16 protein-coding genes are annotated in these 18165 nt (G+C 56.5%); 15 read left to right on the forward strand and 1 reads right to left on the reverse strand.

Going from position 1 to position 18165, the window contains the following annotated elements; translation table 11 throughout:
- Positions 1–47: 47 nt before the first annotated feature.
- Complete coding sequence (locus tag EDC52_RS06515) at positions 48–494, reverse strand: L-alanine exporter AlaE (protein WP_131864508.1); 447 nt, start codon at positions 492–494, stop codon at positions 48–50.
- An 842-nt stretch (positions 495–1336) separates the two neighbouring features.
- On the opposite strand from EDC52_RS06515, the gene mraZ reads away from it, so the two are divergent.
- The 15 genes from mraZ (at position 1337) to ftsZ (ending at position 18149) form a co-directional block, all read left to right on the forward strand.
- The gene (mraZ, locus tag EDC52_RS06520) at positions 1337–1795 is read left to right on the forward strand and encodes a division/cell wall cluster transcriptional repressor MraZ (RefSeq protein WP_131864509.1); all 459 of its coding nucleotides are present in this window, start codon (positions 1337–1339) and stop codon (positions 1793–1795) included.
- Positions 1796–1797: 2 nt separating this feature from the next.
- Entirely contained in the window at positions 1798–2742 is a 945-nt protein-coding gene (gene rsmH / locus EDC52_RS06525) for a 16S rRNA (cytosine(1402)-N(4))-methyltransferase RsmH (RefSeq protein WP_131864510.1), read from the forward strand.
- Positions 2739–3059, forward strand: coding sequence for a cell division protein FtsL (gene ftsL / locus EDC52_RS06530; protein WP_131864511.1), 321 nt, complete (start codon positions 2739–2741; stop codon positions 3057–3059). Before rsmH ends, ftsL begins: the two co-directional genes overlap by 4 nt.
- Before the next feature lie 25 nt (positions 3060–3084).
- On the forward strand, positions 3085–4848 hold the full coding sequence (locus EDC52_RS06535; protein WP_131864512.1) for a peptidoglycan glycosyltransferase FtsI: 1764 nt from the start codon (positions 3085–3087) through the stop codon (positions 4846–4848).
- Positions 4835–6322 (forward strand): UDP-N-acetylmuramoyl-L-alanyl-D-glutamate--2,6-diaminopimelate ligase, encoded by a 1488-nt coding sequence (gene murE / locus EDC52_RS06540; protein ID WP_131864513.1) that lies wholly within the window; start codon positions 4835–4837, stop codon positions 6320–6322. Before EDC52_RS06535 ends, murE begins: the two co-directional genes overlap by 14 nt.
- The gene (gene murF, locus EDC52_RS06545; protein WP_131864514.1) at positions 6319–7683 is read left to right on the forward strand and encodes a UDP-N-acetylmuramoyl-tripeptide--D-alanyl-D-alanine ligase; all 1365 of its coding nucleotides are present in this window, start codon (positions 6319–6321) and stop codon (positions 7681–7683) included. The genes murE and murF overlap by 4 nt, the downstream gene beginning before the upstream one ends.
- Complete coding sequence (gene mraY, locus EDC52_RS06550; protein WP_131864515.1) at positions 7677–8759, forward strand: phospho-N-acetylmuramoyl-pentapeptide-transferase; 1083 nt, start codon at positions 7677–7679, stop codon at positions 8757–8759. The genes murF and mraY overlap by 7 nt, the downstream gene beginning before the upstream one ends.
- Before the next feature lie 2 nt (positions 8760–8761).
- On the forward strand, positions 8762–10078 hold the full coding sequence (murD, locus tag EDC52_RS06555; RefSeq protein ID WP_131864516.1) for a UDP-N-acetylmuramoyl-L-alanine--D-glutamate ligase: 1317 nt from the start codon (positions 8762–8764) through the stop codon (positions 10076–10078).
- A gap of 1 nt (position 10079) precedes the next feature.
- Positions 10080–11288, forward strand: a complete 1209-nt coding sequence (gene ftsW, locus EDC52_RS06560; protein ID WP_131864517.1) for a cell division protein FtsW — start codon at positions 10080–10082, stop codon at positions 11286–11288.
- Entirely contained in the window at positions 11285–12355 is a 1071-nt protein-coding gene (murG, locus tag EDC52_RS06565; protein WP_131864518.1) for an undecaprenyldiphospho-muramoylpentapeptide beta-N-acetylglucosaminyltransferase, read from the forward strand. Before ftsW ends, murG begins: the two co-directional genes overlap by 4 nt.
- A gap of 85 nt (positions 12356–12440) precedes the next feature.
- Positions 12441–13916 (forward strand): UDP-N-acetylmuramate--L-alanine ligase, encoded by a 1476-nt coding sequence (gene murC / locus EDC52_RS06570; RefSeq protein ID WP_131864519.1) that lies wholly within the window; start codon positions 12441–12443, stop codon positions 13914–13916.
- Positions 13909–14826: a D-alanine--D-alanine ligase gene (locus EDC52_RS06575; protein ID WP_131864520.1), complete on the forward strand. Its 918-nt coding sequence runs from the start codon at positions 13909–13911 to the stop codon at positions 14824–14826. Before murC ends, EDC52_RS06575 begins: the two co-directional genes overlap by 8 nt.
- 1 nt (position 14827) lies before the next feature.
- A complete protein-coding gene (gene ftsQ, locus EDC52_RS06580) occupies positions 14828–15664 on the forward strand; it encodes a cell division protein FtsQ (protein WP_131864521.1) in 837 nt (278 codons plus the stop codon).
- Positions 15661–16917, forward strand: a complete 1257-nt coding sequence (ftsA, locus tag EDC52_RS06585; protein ID WP_131864522.1) for a cell division protein FtsA — start codon at positions 15661–15663, stop codon at positions 16915–16917. Before ftsQ ends, ftsA begins: the two co-directional genes overlap by 4 nt.
- 71 nt (positions 16918–16988) lie before the next feature.
- Positions 16989–18149 carry a cell division protein FtsZ gene (gene ftsZ / locus EDC52_RS06590; protein WP_131864523.1) on the forward strand — a complete coding sequence of 387 codons (1161 nt, stop codon included), beginning with the start codon at positions 16989–16991 and terminating at the stop codon, positions 18147–18149.
- The last annotated feature ends 16 nt before the right edge of the window (positions 18150–18165 follow it).

Consider the following 18165-nt stretch of genomic DNA (forward strand, 5'->3'; position numbering starts at 1 on the left):
AGCGGTAAATATGCCGCAGTGTTGCGCAGTACCTTACCGCCGTCATGTCACAGATTGACATAGCCGGAAACCCTGAACAGCCGCCGGCAATACTCGAGAAAATAACCATAAAGCACGCCCAGCAGCATGGAACCGATAGCATTGCCGGTTACCGCTGTCATGATCTGCTGCATATCCGCACCTACTGCCCACAAAATCAGCACATACACCGGCGACTGAAAGCTGACATAGGCCAGCAGATCGGTCAGATTGCGTATCCACAGGCGATTGGGCGCATAGCGTCTGGCCAGTCGCATGGCTGCATCGCGATATTGTCCATAGGGCCAGGCGATGACAATGTTGACCGGGATCGACAGCAGCCGGGAAGATAAAGATTGTTCGACGCTCATGCCTGACAGCAGGATTTCAATCGCCATGCCGGCGACAAAACAATATACCACCAGGGCAAAGGTGTCTGCCGCTGCACTACGCAAACGGGAAGATCGCCAGAACATGCTGCTCGCTCCACTACTCAAAAAGGCCTGCTGAGGATCCGCTATAAGAAGTGTCACAGTCAATTGTAGCGGTATGATTTTGATGCTTAGAGTACATCACTGCATTGATATTTATAACTAGGCGAAAATATTTATTTTTAGCCAATTAGCAGACTTAATGACTGGCTTTATCATTTTGGGTGCCTTAGCAGGCTATATCACACCGTTAACTTAAGAAAACTAAATGAATTCAAAGAATTGATAAAAAAGCGGCTACCTGGTAGCTAAATATTCTTTTGCGGCAAATCGGCTTCAGGCGTATTATCCCCCCGGCCGTTTTAGGATTAATCCGTGCGACGCAATTAATGCAAGAATTGTGGAATTAAAATGGTTGCAAAAACGCCACCCAGCAAGTAAATAAAAGTAAAGTTGTTATTTAATTAAGCCACTGGCGTTCATTGCTGCTGTTTAATTGGTTTAAAATAATTCCACAAGCATTAAACAGACTTTTGCTTAACCTGACGTGTAACCACGCGTTTTACTGCACGACGCAGGGGGGAGCCAGGGCTGAACGGAAGCTGACTTGGAAAGTACACGCCCCGCACAGATTCCAATTCGCTGTATTTGAGTCTTTTACATTTTTTTAAACGCATTCTCGGTAATTATGAATATCATGATGTTATTTTTACGCTTTTTGATCGTCATTTTTCTAATTCCTCCCAATGGTTGTTACTCCTTACATAAATAATCCCTCGTAGACTCCTTAGTTACTTGACAATGTTTTATTACCATTCGTACACTCTTTTGCGTGGGGATTTGTGGGGTAAAGTGGTGTCTCTGGGTTTAAAGGGGTAGAACTGGGTATGTTTCGTGGAGCAACCTTGGTTAACCTCGACAGCAAAGGCCGGCTTGGCGTGCCAACGCGATACCGAGAAAAGCTGCACGAGGAGTCGGATGGATTGATGGTCTGCACCATCGATCTCCATCAGCCATGCCTGTTGCTTTACCCTTTACCCGAATGGGAGATTATCGAGCAGAAACTGTCGCGTTTATCGAGCATGAACCCACTGGAACGTCGCGTTCAACGCTTATTGCTTGGGCATGCAAGCGAGTGCCAGATGGACAATGCCGGCCGCATACTTATCGCGCAAACGCTAAGACTGCATGCCGGACTGACCAAAGAAGTGATGCTGGTTGGACAATTCAACAAATTTGAATTGTGGGATGAACAGACCTGGTATCAACAAGTCAAGGAAGATATAGACGCTGAACAGTCCGCTCAGGAACCACTCTCTGACCGACTGCAAGACTTATCATTATAGCCATGTCAGAAAATTATACTCATACCACTGTTTTGCTTGATGAAGCAGTCAACGGCCTCAACATACGTCCGGACGGGATTTATATAGACGGTACTTTTGGTCGCGGAGGGCATACCCGGCTTATTCTGTCTCAACTGGGACCAGAAGGCCGGTTGCTGGCTATCGACAGGGATCCTGAAGCGATCAAGGCTGCCGGTGAAATCAACGATCCTCGTTTCACCATTATTCACGGTCCCTTTTCCGAAATGGCCCGCTATATGTCAGAGCGGGGCCTTTGCGGTCAAGTAGACGGCATCCTGCTGGATCTGGGCGTGTCTTCTCCGCAGCTTGATTCCCCGGAACGCGGCTTTTCATTCATGCGCAATGGCCCGCTGGACATGCGCATGGATACGACCCGCGGTCTGTCTGCGGCCGAGTGGCTGGTCAAGGCAGATGCCGACGATATCGCCTGGGTGTTGAAAACCTTCGGCGAAGAACGCTTTGCCAAACGTATCGCCCGCGCCATCGTGGAGAGAAATCTGCAGATGCCGATGACCACCACCCGCGAACTGGCCGAGCTTATTGCCGATGCCAGCCCGTTTCGCGACAAGCATAAGCATCCGGCGACCCGCAGCTTCCAGGCGATACGGATTTACATCAACAGCGAACTTGAAGAGATTGAAAAGGCGCTCGACGGTACGCTTGAGATCCTGGCGAACGGCGGCAGGCTATCGGTTATCAGTTTCCACTCGCTGGAAGATCGCCTGGTGAAGCGTTTTATCCGCCATCACAGCCGTGCGCCTCAGGTGCCTGCCGGCATGCCGCTGACTGAACAGCAGATTGCCGAATACGGCGGTGCCCGCCAGTTAAAAGCGGTAGGTAAAATGCAGCCGTCGGAGCAGGAAGTGGCCAATAATCCGCGTGCGCGCAGTTCAGTGCTGCGCTTTGCCGAGAAATTGGCGTCATGATTGGCAACGAGCGACATGGTCTGGTCGGGATCATTGGCGGCGATTTATTACGCCATGGCAAGCTGCCGGTTATTTTGCTGGTCGCGGTGGTTATTTCGGCGATTCTGGTGGTGACGACCGCCCATGAAACCCGCCGGTTAACGGCTCAGCGTGAGCAATTGGTGCTTGAGCGCGATGCGCTGGATATTGAATGGCGCAACCTGATACTGGAAGAAAATGCCTTGGGCGATCACAGCCGGGTGGAACGAATCGCCACAGAAAAAATGCTGATGCAGCACGTGGATCCCTCACAAGAAAACATTGTGGTTCAACCATGAACAGAGATGGATAGCTGAAATATAAATGAAAGCCGCGCGAGCGATTAAACTTAAACGCCAGGAAGATCAGGCCAGCTTTGTCAGCTGGCGTTTTGCATTGCTGTGCGGTTGTATTCTGCTTGCGCTGGTTGGCCTGATGTCCCGCGTCGGCTATCTGCAGATTATCAATCCGGATAAACTGGTGCGCGAGGGCGACATGCGCTCGCTACGGGTGCAGGAAATCCCTACTGCGCGCGGCATGATAAGTGACCGGGCCGGCCGTCCGCTGGCGGTCAGCGTACCGGTGAATGCCATCTGGGCCGATCCTAAAGACGTTAACGAGCGTGGCGGCGTGACGGCAGACAGTCGCTGGAAAGCACTGTCTGATGCACTGGGCGTACCCCTTGATCAGCTGTCGTCACGCATCAATGCCAATCCTAAAGGCCGCTTTGTTTATCTGGCCCGGCAGGTTAATCCGGCCATCGGCGACTATATCCACAAGCTCAAGCTGCCGGGCATCTTCCTGCGGCAGGAATCACGGCGCTACTATCCGGCAGGGCAGGTGACCGCCCATCTGATTGGTTTTACCAATATCGATAGCCAGGGTATTGAAGGGGTTGAAAAAAGCTTCGATCGCTGGCTGACCGGCCAGCCGGGCGAGCGCACCGTGCGCAAGGACCGCTTCGGCCGAGTGATTGAAGACATTTCTTCGGTAGACAGCCAGGCGGCACACAATCTGGCGCTGAGCATCGACGAACGGTTGCAAGCGCTGGTCTACCGTGAGTTGAATAATGCGGTGGCCTTCAATAAAGCCGAGTCCGGTACCGCAGTGCTGGTTGACGTTAATACCGGCGAAGTGCTGGCGATGGCCAACAGTCCTTCCTACAATCCCAACAACCTGACCGGCACGCCCAAAGATGTCATGCGCAACCGCGCCATCACCGATATTTTCGAACCCGGCTCCACCGTGAAGCCGATGGTGGTGATGACCGCTCTGCAGCGCGGGGTTATTCGTGAAAACAGCGTGCTCAACACCTTGCCCTATTATGTTAACGGCCATGAAATCAAAGATGTGGCGCGCTACAGTGAATTGACCCTGACCGGGGTATTACAGAAATCGAGTAACGTCGGCGTTTCCAAGCTGGCGTTAGCGATGCCTTCCGCAGCGCTGGTAGAAACTTACTCGCGTTTCGGATTGGGTAAGGCGACCAATTTGGGGCTGGTCGGAGAAAGCAGTGGCTTATATCCCCATAAACAACGGTGGTCTGACATAGAGAGGGCCACCTTCTCTTTTGGCTACGGGCTGATGGTAACGCCGTTACAGTTAGCGCGAGTCTATGCCTCCATCGGCAGCCTGGGCGTTCTGCGTCCATTGTCGATAACTAAAGTCGACCCGCCGGTTGCCGGCGAGCGTATTTTCCCTGAGTCCCTGGTACGCACCGTGGTTCACATGATGGAAAGCGTCGCCCTGCCTGGCGGCGGCGGGACCAAGGCGGCCATCAAGGGCTACCGTATCGCGATTAAAACCGGTACGGCGAAAAAAGTCGGCCCGGATGGGAAATACATCAATAAATACATCGCCTACACTGCAGGCGTTGCGCCTGCCAGCAATCCCCGCTTTGCCCTGGTAGTGGTGATAAATGACCCGCAGGCCGGCAAATACTATGGTGGTGCGGTATCCGCACCGGTGTTCGGCGCCATCATGGGCGGTGTATTGCGTACCATGAATATTGAACCCGATGCGCTGAACACCGGGGAAAAAAATGACATGCTAACTAATCGAGAAGAGGCATCAGGTGGTCGATCGTAATTTGCGCGAACTGCTTGCTCCCTGGGTGCCTGAGGCACCCGAGCGGCAGTTAAGAGAAATGGCACTGGACAGCCGCACCGCGGCGTGCGGGGACCTGTTCGTGGCTGTCGCCGGCCACAGCCTGGATGGTCGCCGCTTTATTTCCCAGGCTATTGCGCAAGGGGTTGCCGCCGTTATCGCTGAAGCGGACCAAGAGGCAGCCGATGGCGAGATGCGTGAGATACATGGCGTGCCGGTGATTTATCTGAATGGCCTGAACCAGCGTCTGTCTGAACTGGCAGGGCGCTTTTATCACCAACCGTCAGCCGCATTACAGCTGGTCGGCGTGACCGGCACCAACGGAAAAACCACCACCGCCCATTTACTGGCGCAGTGGGCGAAATTGCTGGGCGAAACCAGCGCAGTCATGGGCACGGTCGGCAATGGCCTGTTTGGTCAGATTACCCCGGCAGAGAACACCACCGGTTCGGCAGTCGATATCCAGCATTCCCTAAGTCAGCTCGCGAGTCAGGGCGCAACCTTCACCGCCATGGAAGTCTCTTCTCATGGGCTGGTGCAGCATCGGGTTGAGGATCTGCACTTTGCGGCGGCGGTATTTACCAACCTGAGCCGCGACCATCTGGATTACCATGGCGATATGGCCGCCTATGAAGCGGCCAAATGGCAGCTGTTTTCCCGCTTGAAGGTCGGCGGTCGCATTATTAATGCCGATGATGAAGTAGGCCGACGCTGGTTGTCATCACTGCCTGAGGCGGTCGCTGTGTCAGTGAATAATCGCCTACCTGAAAGCTGGACCGGGCAATGGCTGGCGGCAGAAACCATCCGCTACCATTATGCCGGCGCCGAGATAAGCTTCAAATCCAGTTGGGGCAACGGCGTTATCCACAGCCGCCTGATTGGCGAGTTTAATGTCAGTAATCTGTTGCTGGCGCTGGGTACGCTGCTTTCACTGGGCTACCCCCTTGATGAATTGCAATCGAGCGCCGCCCGGCTGCAGTCGGTCTGCGGCCGTATGGAGGTATTCCACTCTGCCGGCAAGCCGACGGTGGTGGTCGATTATGCCCACACACCGGATGCATTGGAAAAAGCCCTGGCGGCGGCAAGGCTGCACTGTAATGGCAAGCTTTGGTGTGTGTTCGGCTGTGGCGGTGATCGTGATAAAGGTAAGCGCCCACTTATGGGCGGTATTGCCGAGCAGTATGCGGATCGCGTGGTAATTACCGATGATAATCCGCGCAGTGAAGCCCCGGAAGCTATTATCCAGGATATTCTGTCTGGCCTGCTGGATGCGGCTAAAGCCATTACCATTCCCGGCAGAGCCGAAGCCGTGACCAGCGCCATCATGCAGGCCGGCGAGCAGGATCTGGTGTTGGTGGCCGGTAAAGGCCATGAAGATTACCAGATTATCGGCCAGCGGCGCCTGGACTACTCTGACCGCACTACGGTGTCACGGTTACTCGGGGTGATTGCATGATTAACGTCACCTTGAAAGCCCTGGCCTCGATACTTGCTGCTGAACTTATCGGCGCCGATGCCAACGTAGCCAGCGTCACCACCGATTCGCGTAAAATTGACGCCGATGGCCTGTTTGTGGCCCTGAAAGGCGATAATTTTGATGCCCATGATTTTGCCGAACAGGCGATAGCCGCCGGTGCTAAAGCGTTGCTGGTCAGTAAACGCTTACCAATTGATGTTTCGCAACTGCTGGTAACCGATACGCGGCTGGCGCTGGGTCAATTGGGCGCCTGGGTTCGCCAGCAGGTCCCCGCCAAAGTGGTCGCCCTGACCGGTTCTTCCGGGAAAACGTCGGTGAAAGAAATGACCGCAGCGATCCTGCGTCAGTGCGGGCAGGTGCGGTATACCGCCGGAAACTTCAATAATGACATCGGCGTGCCGCTGACGCTGTTGCGTCTGACGGCTGAAGATGATTTTGCCGTCATCGAGCTGGGCGCCAATCACAAGGGTGAAATTGCTTATACCACCGATCTGGTCCGCCCGCAGAGTGCGCTGGTCAATAACCTGTCGGCCGCTCATCTGGCCGGCTTCGGTTCTCTGACCGGCGTGGCCCAGGCCAAAGGTGAAATTTTCGGCAGCCTGCCGGCCGATGGCATCGCTATCATCAATGCCGACAGCCACGACTGGCCGCACTGGCAGGAAACGTTGCATCGCAAACAGGTGTGGCGCTTTTCTGCCCAGGATCATCAGGATGATGTCGATTTTTACGCCACCGATATTCAGTCCGGCAATCCGGGCGTCAGCTTTACCCTGCACTCTCCTGCGGGGAGTGTGGTCGTCAATCTGCCGCTGCCCGGTCGACACAATGTGGCCAATGCACTGGCTGCCGCCGCCCTGGCGCTGTCGGTTGGAGCTCCGCTCAGTGCCGTCAAGACCGGGCTGAGCGAATTAGAGGCTGTGCCCGGCCGCCTGTTCCCGATTGCACTGGGGCCAGGAAAATTGCTGCTGGATGACAGCTATAACGCCAATGTCGGCTCGATGACCGCCGCCGGCCAAGTGCTGGCTGAGATGCCGGGCTACCGGGTGATGGTCACCGGCGATATGGCTGAGTTGGGCGACGAACAGCAGGAGTGCCATCGCCAGGTCGGCGAGGCCCTGCAGATTGCCGGTATTGATAAAGTGCTGAGCGTCGGCGCGTTGAGCCATTTGCTCAGCGAGGCCAGCGGCTGCGGCGAACATTTTCCCGATAAAGCGTCGCTGACTTCCCGTCTGACGCAGTTACTGTCTGAGCATGCGGTCATTACCGTGTTAGTCAAGGGTTCACGGAGTGCCGCAATGGAGCAGGTAGTACGTGCGTTACAGGAGAAAGCATCATGTTAGTCTGGCTGGCCGAGCATCTGGTCCCGTTTTATTCCGGCTTCAACGTCTTTTCATATTTGACGTTCCGCGCCATCGTCAGCTTGCTGACGGCGTTGTTTATCTCATTGTGGCTGGGCCCGCGCATGATCGCCTGGCTGCAGAAACTGCAGATTGGCCAGGTAGTGCGTAACGACGGTCCTGAGTCCCATTTCAGCAAACGCGGAACGCCGACCATGGGCGGGCTGATGATCCTGGCATCGATCACCGTTTCAGTGATGATGTGGGCTTATCCCTCCAATCCTTATGTCTGGTGCGTGCTGTTTGTACTGCTGGGTTTCGGCGTAGTGGGCTTTATCGATGACTACCGCAAGGTGGTGCGCAAGGATACCAAGGGGCTGATTGCTCGCTGGAAGTATTTCTGGCAGTCGGTGATTGCCATTGTGGTGGCTTTTGTGATGTTCACTATCGGCAAAGACACGCCGGCTACCCAGCTGGTCGTGCCGTTCTTCAAGGACATCATGCCTCAGCTAGGCCTGTGGTACATGGTGCTGGCGTATTTCGTGATTGTCGGTACCAGTAACGCCGTCAACCTGACCGACGGACTCGATGGGCTGGCCATTATGCCGACGGTATTTGTCGCCGCCGGGCTGGCGCTGGTGGCATGGGCCACCGGCAACATGAATTTTGCCGGTTACCTGCATATTCCCTATATCCGTTTCGCCGGGGAGCTGGTTATCGTTTGTACCGCCATCGTCGGCGCCGGGCTGGGTTTCCTGTGGTTTAACACCTACCCGGCCCAGGTGTTTATGGGCGATGTCGGCTCGCTGGCGCTGGGCGGCGCGCTTGGCACTATTGCCGTGCTGCTGCGTCAGGAATTCCTGCTGGTGATCATGGGCGGCGTGTTTGTGGTCGAGACCCTGTCGGTCATCCTGCAGGTCGGTTCGTTCAAACTGCGCGGTCAGCGGATTTTCCGCATGGCGCCGATTCATCATCATTACGAATTGAAAGGCTGGCCGGAACCTCGGGTCATCGTGCGTTTTTGGATTATTTCACTGATGCTGGTCCTGATTGGACTGGCTACGCTCAAGGTGCGTTAACCATGGCGGACTATCAGGGTAAAAAAGTGGTCATTATCGGGCTGGGCCTGACCGGGCTCTCCTGTGTTGATTTCTTTGTCGCCCGTGGCGTAACGCCGCGGGTGATGGATACCCGCTTCAGTCCGCCTGGGCTGGATAAGCTCGACGCCGACATCGAGCGCCATCTGGGCAGCCTCAACGAAAACTGGCTGCTTGAGGCCGACCTCATCGTGGCCAGTCCGGGTGTGGCGCTGTTCACGCCAGAACTCAGCGCCGCTGCCGATGCCGGAGTGGACATCGTCGGTGATATCGAACTGTTCTGCCGCGAAGTCAGGGCGCCGATTATTGCTATTACCGGCTCCAACGGTAAAAGCACCGTGACGGTACTGGTGGGCGAAATGGCCCGCCAGGCCGGCTGGCAGGTTGGTGTGGGCGGCAATATCGGCCTGCCGGCGCTGATGCTGCTTGACCAGCCGGCCCGGTTGTATGTGCTGGAGCTGTCGAGCTTCCAGCTGGAGACCACCTCCAGCCTTCGGGCGGCGGCGGCGACCATACTCAATGTGACTGAAGATCATATGAACCGCTACCCACTGGGTATGCAGCAGTATCGCGCGGCTAAATTACGGATTTATGACCAGGCCGCAACCGGTGTGATAAATGCAGAAGACCCGCTGACCCGTCCTGTGCGGGCCGGCAACCTGCAGTGTCTGAGTTTCGGCGCAGCCTCAGGCGACTATCGGTTAACCGGCCCGGCAGACGATCAGTGGCTTGAGGTCAAAGGTGAACGGCTGCTGGCGGTAACGGAAATGAAGCTTACCGGTCGCCACAACTATACCAATGCCCTGGCGGCGTTGGCGCTGGCTGATGCCGCCGGCATCCCGCGCGTGGCCTCCCTGGCGGCGTTGAAAACCTTCACCGGGCTGACGCACCGTTTTCAGCTGGCATGGGAAAACCGCGGCGTGCGCTGGATAAATGATTCCAAGGCCACCAATGTCGGCAGCACCGAAGCGGCGCTGAACGGCTTACATGTTGCTGGAACGCTGCATCTGCTGCTGGGCGGCGATGGCAAATCGGCCGACTTTACGCCGCTGCTGCCGCATCTGCAGGGTGAAGGCATCCGGCTTTACTGTTTTGGCCGTGACGGTGCAGCGCTGGCGTCGTTACGTCCCGAGGTGTCCGAACTGACTGAAACCATGGAACAGGCGATGCGCCTGATTGCCGCACGAACCGGCAAAGGCGACATGGTGCTGTTGTCTCCCGCCTGCGCCAGTCTGGATCAGTTCAAGAGCTTTGAACAACGCGGCGATGATTTTGTCCGACTGGCAAAGGAGCTTGGCTGATATGCGGATAAAAATGCCGGTAATGTTCAGTTCACAGGGGATGAAAGACTGGATCATGGGCGTGCGTGAAGCCGAGGCGCCGACTCAGCTGCTGTATGATCGCACGCTGCTGTGGCTGACGTTTGGCCTGGCCTGCATCGGTTTTATCATGGTGACGTCGGCATCAATGCCGATTGGACAGCGTTTGTCGGATGATCCGTTTTTCTTCGCCAAGCGGGATGGTTTTTATCTGGTGCTGGCGTTCGGCCTGTCGCTGATTACCCTGCGGGTGCCGATGGAAATCTGGCAGCGCTACAGTTCCATCATGCTGCTGATGACCATTGTCCTGCTGCTGGTGGTGCTGGTGGTCGGCAGCTCGGTCAACGGGGCTTCCCGCTGGATAGCCCTGGGGCCGCTGCGTATCCAGCCGGCGGAATTGTCCAAGCTGGCGCTGTTCTGCTATCTGGCCAGCTATCTGGTGCGCAAGGTCGAGGAAGTGCGCAGCAATTTCTGGGGCTTCTGCAAACCCATGGGCGTGATGGTGGTGCTGGCTGTATTGCTGCTGGCGCAGCCCGATCTGGGTACGGTAGTGGTGCTGTTCGTCACTACCCTGGCAATGCTGTTTCTGGCAGGGGCTAAACTGTGGCAGTTCCTGTCGATTATCGGTTCGGGGATTTTCGCGGTGGTGCTGCTGATTATCGCAGAACCCTACCGTATGCGACGGGTGACCTCGTTCTGGAATCCCTGGGAGGATCCGTTCGGCAGCGGCTATCAGCTGACCCAGTCGCTGATGGCCTTTGGCCGCGGGGAATTTTGGGGACAGGGTCTGGGCAATTCGGTACAAAAACTTGAATATCTGCCGGAAGCCCACACCGACTTTATTTTTGCCATTCTGGGCGAAGAACTTGGATATTTCGGCGTTGTTTTAGCGCTGTTAATGGTATTCTTCGTCGCTTTTCGCGCTATGTCGATTGGTCGTAAGGCGTTAGAGATCGATCAGCGTTTTTCCGGTTTCCTGGCCTGCGCCATCGGCATCTGGTTCAGCTTCCAGGCGCTGGTCAATGTCGGTGCCGCCGCCGGCATGCTGCCGACCAAAGGCCTGACGCTGCCGCTGATAAGCTACGGTGGTTCCAGTCTGCTGATTATGTCCACCGCTATCGTGCTGTTGCTGCGTATCGATTATGAAACGCGCCTGACTAAAGCCCAGGCGTTTGTAAGGAGTGCCCGATGAAAGGGAATACCAGGCGTTTAATGGTGATGGCCGGCGGTACCGGAGGACATGTGTTCCCGGGACTGGCGGTTGCCCATCACCTGATGGCGCAGGGCTGGGAGGTTCGCTGGCTGGGAACCGCCGATCGAATGGAAGCCATACTGGTGCCGAAAAACGGCATCGACATTGATTTTATCCGCATTTCCGGGCTGCGCGGCAAAGGGCTAAAGGCCCAACTGGCGGCGCCGATGCGTATCTGGCGCGCTGTCAGGCAGGCGCGGGCTATCATGACGGCCTGGAAACCGGATGTGGTATTGGGTATGGGCGGCTATGTCTCCGGTCCGGGCGGCCTGGCGGCCTGGATGCTCGGTATCCCGGTAGTGCTCCATGAGCAGAATGGCATTGCCGGACTGACTAACCGCTGGCTGGCGAAGCTTGCTCGCACGGTGTTGCAGGCGTTTCCCGGCGCATTTCCCAAGGCGGCGGTGGTCGGCAATCCGGTGCGAACCGATGTATTGGCGCTGCCGCTGCCGGCTGAACGGCTGCTACACCGGCAAGGGCCGGTAAGAGTGCTGGTGATCGGCGGCAGTCAGGGCGCCAGGATACTGAACCAGACCATGCCCCGCGTCGCGGCAACGCTCGGCGACCGCATCACCCTGTGGCACCAGGTGGGCCAGGGAGCGCTCGACAAGGTCAATCAGGATTACGCCGAAGCAGGGCAGGGCGGTCATCGCGTGACCGAATTCATTGATGATATGGCGGCGGCCTATGGCTGGGCTGACGTGGTGGTCTGCCGATCCGGGGCGTTGACGGTGAGTGAAATCGCTGCCGCCGGACTGCCGGCGATCTTTGTGCCGTTCCAGCATAAAGACCGCCAGCAGTACTGGAATGCGCGCCCGCTGGAAGAAGCTGGCGCAGCGCGGATCCTCGAGCAGCCGCAATTCACGGTCCACAACGTCAGCGAACTGCTGATGAGCTGGGATCGTCCTGCGCTGCTCGATATGGCCCAGCGTGCACGTCATGCCGCCATACCCGATGCCACTGAACGGGTAGCGCGAGAAGTGATCGCGGCGGCCAATAAAGGCTGACCCCAATGGTTCAAACGACGATATGTTGCCGGGCGGACTTGATGGTCCTGCCCGATAAGAAAACAGACAAATAAGTGATAACTACGTGAATACACAACAACTGGCGAAACTGCGAACACTGGTACCTGAAATGCGGCGCGTGCGGCAGATCCACTTTGTCGGCATCGGCGGTGCCGGCATGGGCGGTATTGCCGAAGTGCTGGCCAATGAAGGTTATCAAATCAGCGGCTCCGATCTGGCGCCGAACGCAGTCACCCAGCAACTGATTGCGCTGGGCGCTCAGGTGTTTTTCAACCACCGCCCGGAAAATATCAGTCAGGCAAGTGTTGTGGTGGTCTCCAGCGCGATTTCTGCGGATAACCCGGAAATCGTCGCCGCTAAAGAGGCCCGCATTCCGGTCATTCAGCGTGCTGAAATGCTGGCTGAACTGATGCGTTTTCGTAACGGTATCGCGATCGCCGGCACCCATGGCAAAACCACCACCACCGCCATGGTGGCCAGTATTTACGCCGAAGGCGGATTGGACCCGACCTTTGTTAACGGAGGGCTGGTCAAGGCCGCTGGCGTCCATGCCCGGTTGGGCTGCAGTCGCTACCTGATCGCCGAGGCTGATGAAAGCGATGCTTCTTTCCTGCATCTGCAGCCGATGGTAGCGATTATCACCAACATCGAAGCCGACCATATGGATACTTACCAGGGCGACTTTGAAGTATTGAAGCAGACGTTTATCACTTTCCTGCATAACCTGCCGTTCTACGGCCGTGCGGTAATGTGTATTGACGATCCGGTGATCCGGGAATTGCTGCCGCGGGTCGGCCGCCATATCACCACCTATGGTTTCAGTGAAGATGCCGATGTACGCATCCTGTCTTACCGCCAGGAGGGCGCTCAGGGCTTCTTCACCGTTCAACGCCAGGATAAACCGGTTGTCGAGGTGGTATTGAACGCACCCGGCCGGCACAACGCGCTGAATGCTGCTGCAGCCATTGCCGTCGCTACGGAAGAAGGCATTGAAGATGACAATATCCTGCGGGCCCTGATGCAGTTCCAGGGAACCGGCCGCCGTTTTGATTTCCTCGGTAGCTACCCGCTGGACAAGGTAAACGGCAAGTCAGGTGACGTCATGCTGGTCGATGACTACGGCCATCATCCGACAGAGGTGGACGCCACGATTAAAGCGGCGCGCGCCGGCTGGCCGGATAAACGGCTGGTGATGGTATTCCAGCCGCACCGTTACACCCGTACGCGGGATTTATTTGATGATTTTGCCAATGTGCTTTCCGGGGTCGACGTTCTGCTGATGCTGGATGTGTATCCGGCCGGTGAAACGCCGATCCCCGGGGCCGACAGCCGATCGCTGTGCCGGACCATTCGCGGGCGCGGTAAAGTGGATCCTATCCTGGTATCGGATATGGATGCGCTGCCTGAGGCGCTGGCGCTGGCGCTGGCCGATAACGATCTGGTGCTGATGCAGGGTGCGGGAACCGTCGGCAAGATAGCCCGCCGGCTGGCCGATACCCAGCTCCAGCCCGCTGCGCTAACCGGGGGTGCCCATGGCTGAAAAAATAGCGGTGCTGTTGGGCGGCGATTCCAGCGAGCGCGAGGTTTCCCTCCAGTCGGGCGCGGCGGTACTGGCCGGCCTGATTGAAGCCGGTATCGATGCCACGGGTATCGATACCCGTGATGTATCGCCGCTGGAACTCAAGGCGCTGGGTTTCGACAAGGTGTTTATCGCTCTGCACGGGCGCGGAGGTGAAGACGGCACCCTGCAGGGGGTGTTGGATTTCCTCGGATTGCCCTATACCGGCAGCGGTGTGATGGCCAGCTCGCTGTGCATGGACAAAACCCGCACCAAATGGCTGCTGGAAGGCAAAAAATTGCCGGTACCGCCCTATGTGGCGCTTAATCGTGCTGATTACGCGGCAGGCAGCGAGCAGTATGATGCGGCGCTGGCGGCTTTGGGCCTGCCGGTTATCGTAAAACCAAGCCGGGAAGGCTCCAGCGTTGGCATGAGCCGGGCTGAAAGCCGGACGGAGTTAGCGATTGCCCTGGAAGATGCCTTCCGCTATGACGACGAAGTGCTGGTGGAAAAATGGCTGAGCGGACCTGAATTTACCGTGTCGATCCTCGGTTCGGAGACGCTGCCCTCGGTGCGCATCAAGCCGAGCGCGATATTTTATGATTACCAGGCCAAATACCTTTCTGACCAGACCGCCTATTTTTGCCCGGGCGGCGAGGATGAACATCAGGAACAGCAACTGGCCCGCCTGGCTATGGATGCCTGGCAGGCGCTGGGGTGCAGCGGCTGGGGCCGGGTGGATATCATGATGGACAGCGACGGCGGGCTTTATATCCTGGAGGCCAACACCTCTCCGGGCATGACCAACCACAGTCTGGTGCCGATGGCGGCACGACAGAGCGGCATAGACTTCGCCGGTCTGGTTACCCGTATTCTGGCATTGGCGAATTAATATGTCCCAGGCAGCCATCAATGTACGCAACCGCGAGGCGGAAAATACCACCACCGGGCGCAGCAACGGCGGTCAACTGCTGGGATTGCTGTTCCTGCTGGCGGTGTTGGGAACCATGGTCTGGGGCGGCTGGATGGTGGTGGGTTGGATGAAGGACGCGCATCGTCTGCCGCTGTCAAGGCTGGTGCTGACCGGTGAGCGTCATTTCACCACCAATGATGATATTCGCCAGGCGATATTGGCGCTTGGCGCGCCAGGCACCTTTATGACCCAGGATGTGAATGTTATTCAGCAGCAGATTGAACGGCTGCCGTGGATAAAGCAGGCCAGTGTGCGTAAACAATGGCCCAATGAACTGAAAATCCATCTGGTCGAATATGTCCCGGTGGCGCGCTGGAACGATTTGCACATGCTTGATGCGACCGGTAAATCCTTCAGCGTTCCTGCCGAGCGGGTGGGGAAACAGTCCATGCCAATGCTCTATGGTCCTGAGGGCAGTGAACAGGATGTTTTGGCCGGTTACCGCGCCATGAACCCGCTGATGGCAGAAAACAAATTTACGCTGAAGACGGTCAGTATGAGCGCTCGTCACTCCTGGCAGGTGACGCTGCAGGACGATATCCGGCTTGAACTGGGCCGGGATGACAGAACACGGCGTATTCAGCGGTTTATCGGGATTTATCCGGTTCTACTCCAGCAGGCCCGGACCGATAATAAGCGGTTAAGTTATGTGGATCTGCGTTATGAAACCGGCCTTGCAGTCGGCTGGGCTCCGGCGTTTATCGACGAGCAGAATAGTAATCAGCAACAGAATCAGGCACAGGCTAAACAACAATGATTAAGTCGACGGACAGAAAACTGGTAGTTGGACTGGAGATCGGTACGGCGAAGGTCGCCGCGCTGGTAGGGGAAGTTCTGCCCGATGGCATGGTAAATATCATTGGTGTGGGCAGTTGCCCGTCCCGGGGCATGGATAAAGGCGGCGTCAACGACCTGGAGTCAGTGGTGAAATGCGTACAGCGCGCCATCGATCAGGCGGAACTGATGGCGGACTGCCAGATATCTTCGGTCTATCTGGCGTTATCCGGTAAGCATATCAGCTGCCAGAACGAAATAGGGATGGTTCCTATTTCAGAAGAAGAAGTTACACAGGAAGATGTAGAAAATGTGGTTCACACCGCGAAATCGGTGCGAGTGCGCGATGAACACCGGATTTTGCATGTGATCCCACAGGATTACGCCATTGATTATCAGGAAGGGATCAAAAACCCGGTCGGATTGTCAGGTGTGCGAATGCAGGCCAAGGTTCATCTGATTACCTGCCATAATGATATGGCAAAGAATATTGTAAAAGCCGTGGAACGTTGTGGTCTGAAAGTGGACCAACTTATCTTTGCCGGTCTGGCGTCAAGTTATGCGGTGCTGACTGAAGATGAACGTGAGTTGGGCGTCTGCGTAGTGGATATCGGCGGTGGTACTATGGATATGGCGGTGTATACCGCTGGCGCGCTACGGCATACCAAAGTCATTCCTTATGCCGGCAATGTCGTCACTAGCGATATCGCTTATGCGTTCGGCACGCCACCGACCGATGCTGAAGCGATTAAAGTCCGTCACGGCTGCGCACTGGGCTCGGTGGTCAGCAAAGACGAGAGCGTTGAAGTGCCAAGTGTCGGCGGTCGTCCGCCACGCAGCCTTCAGCGCCAGACGCTGGCTGAGGTGATAGAACCACGTTATACCGAATTGCTGAACCTGGTGAACGATGAAATTCTGCAATTGCAGGAACAGCTTCGCCAGCAGGGAGCGAAACACCATTTGGCCGCAGGCATCGTCTTAACCGGTGGCGCGGCGCAAATTGACGGCCTGGCGGCCTGTGCCCAGCGAGTTTTCCATACTCAGGTACGTATCGGCGAGCCGCTGAATATTACCGGCCTGACCGATTATGCGCAGGCTCCATATTATTCAACCGCCGTCGGGCTACTGCATTACGGAAAAGAGTCTCACCTGAGTGGTGAGATAGAAGTAGAAAAACGTACCTCAGTCGGAACCTGGTTTAAGCGGATCAGCAGTTGGTTGAGGAAAGAGTTTTAATTGTTTACTGACGGACTCATGCTGTGCAGGCGGCCGAGTCTGTAGCGACAGGCACAAAACGGAGAGAAACTATGTTTGAACCTATGGAATTAACCAACGACGCGGTGATCAAAGTCATCGGCGTCGGCGGCGGCGGTGGTAATGCCGTCGAGCACATGGTGCGCGAACGCATTGAAGGCGTAGACTTTTTCGCCGTCAACACCGATGCCCAAGCATTGCGCAAAACAGCGGTCGGCCAGACTATCCAGATTGGCGGCGGCATCACCAAGGGGCTGGGAGCCGGTGCCAACCCTGAAGTAGGCCGTAACTCCGCCGAAGAAGACCGTGAAGCGCTGCGTGCCGCGCTGGAAGGCGCCGATATGGTGTTCATCGCCGCCGGTATGGGTGGCGGCACCGGTACGGGTGCGGCACCCGTAGTGGCTGAAGTGGCGAAGGAGCTGGGCATTTTGACGGTTGCCGTGGTGACCAAGCCCTTCAATTTCGAAGGCAAGAAGCGTATGGCCTTTGCCGAGCAGGGCATCGCTGAACTGTCCAAGCATGTCGACTCGCTTATTACCATTCCCAACGACAAGTTGCTTAAAGTGCTCGGCCGCGGAATCTCGCTGCTGGATGCCTTCGGTGCGGCTAACGATGTGCTGAAAGGCGCAGTCCAGGGTATTGCCGAACTGATTACCCGTCCCGGCCTGATGAACGTCGACTTTGCCGACGTACGCACCGTGATGTCCGAAATGGGCTATGCCATGATGGGTTCCGGCGTTGCCTGTGGCGAAGATCGTGCGGAAGAAGCGGCTGAAATGGCGATTTCCAGCCCGTTGCTGGAAGACATCGACCTGTCCGGCGCTCGCGGCGTGCTGGTCAACATTACCGCTGGCTTCGACCTGCGTCTGGATGAATTCGAAACCGTGGGTAATACCATCCGCGCGTTTGCATCCGATAACGCCACTGTGGTGATCGGGACTTCACTTGATCCGGAAATGAACGACGAGCTGCGCGTGACCGTGGTGGCGACCGGTATCGGTATGGACAAGCGTCCTGAGATAACGCTGGTGACCAACAAACAGACCAGCCAGCCGATCGACAATCGCTACCAGCAGCACGCCCACGGCATGTCGCCTCTTTCTGCTCAAGAGCAGAAAACGGCTGCCAAAGCGGTAAATGAGCAGAATGGACAGCCAGGCAAAGAACCTGATTACCTGGATATCCCGGCGTTTCTGCGTAAACAGGCTGACTGATGCCTGGTTATTTAGT

Source organism: Biostraticola tofi (genome assembly GCF_004343195.1).
Taxonomy (GTDB): domain Bacteria; phylum Pseudomonadota; class Gammaproteobacteria; order Enterobacterales; family Enterobacteriaceae; genus Biostraticola; species Biostraticola tofi.